The 689-nt window shown below is 64.7% G+C and carries 1 protein-coding gene; it reads right to left on the bottom strand.

The genetic code is table 11. From position 1 onward, the window contains the following. Nucleotides 1–587: hypothetical protein (locus tag G5229_RS20550; protein WP_421210256.1), on the bottom strand; the 587-nt coding region annotated here is incomplete at its 3' end. Nucleotides 588–689: the final 102 nt, after the last annotated feature.

The raw sequence follows: 689 nt of genomic DNA, 5'->3' as shown, positions 1-689 counted from the left end.
ACGGTGAAGGGCTTGCTGTCTGCCCCACCCTCGTCCGTGGTCCCCGCCACATTGCCATTCACGACCCCGCTCCAGTCCGCCGGCAAGCTAAAGCCAGGTACGCCCGCTGTGCTCGCACCGCTCCAGCTGTAGCTGCCCGCCACCGCGCCAGCCACCCAGCCTGCCCCCATCAACGCACCTGCCGGCACACCGCTCAGGGTCACCGTCACACCGGTCACCTGCTCCGAACCATCCGCGTCGGTCGCAATGACACCCAGCTGCGCCGCCAGCGATACCGCCACCGGTGCATCCGTTTCTGCCAGCACCAGGTTGGTGGCGCTGACACTGATATCCCCTTCCACTCCGATAGTGACCGTGCCACTGCTGTTGGCCGTGCCTTCATTGGTGGTCGCCACCACGGTGTAACTGATGGGCGCACCGGTGTTGTTCGCACTGCCCGACACCCCGGCCGTCGAATAGTCCGCCGGGAACACCAGCCCGAACGCCGGCGGCAATGCCCCCGCCACCACGTTCACTGTCAGGACGTTACCCACCAGGGTGCCACCCACTGCAGTGGTATTCGCAGGCAAATTGTTGAAGGTATACACCAGGCTGGTCCAGGTCTCTGACCCGTCGCCATCGCTGATACTCACCGTGTTGGTCAGCAGCACCTGTACCGTGCCATCCGTTTCGGTCGCACCCGCATTCAG

It is taken from the genome of Aeromonas sp. 602396 (assembly GCF_049173735.1).
GTDB classification, from domain to species: Bacteria; Pseudomonadota; Gammaproteobacteria; order Enterobacterales; family Aeromonadaceae; genus Aeromonas; species Aeromonas veronii_A.
The sequence above is the reverse complement of the archived record's forward strand: the minus strand, read 5'-3'. Positions and strand labels throughout refer to the sequence as shown.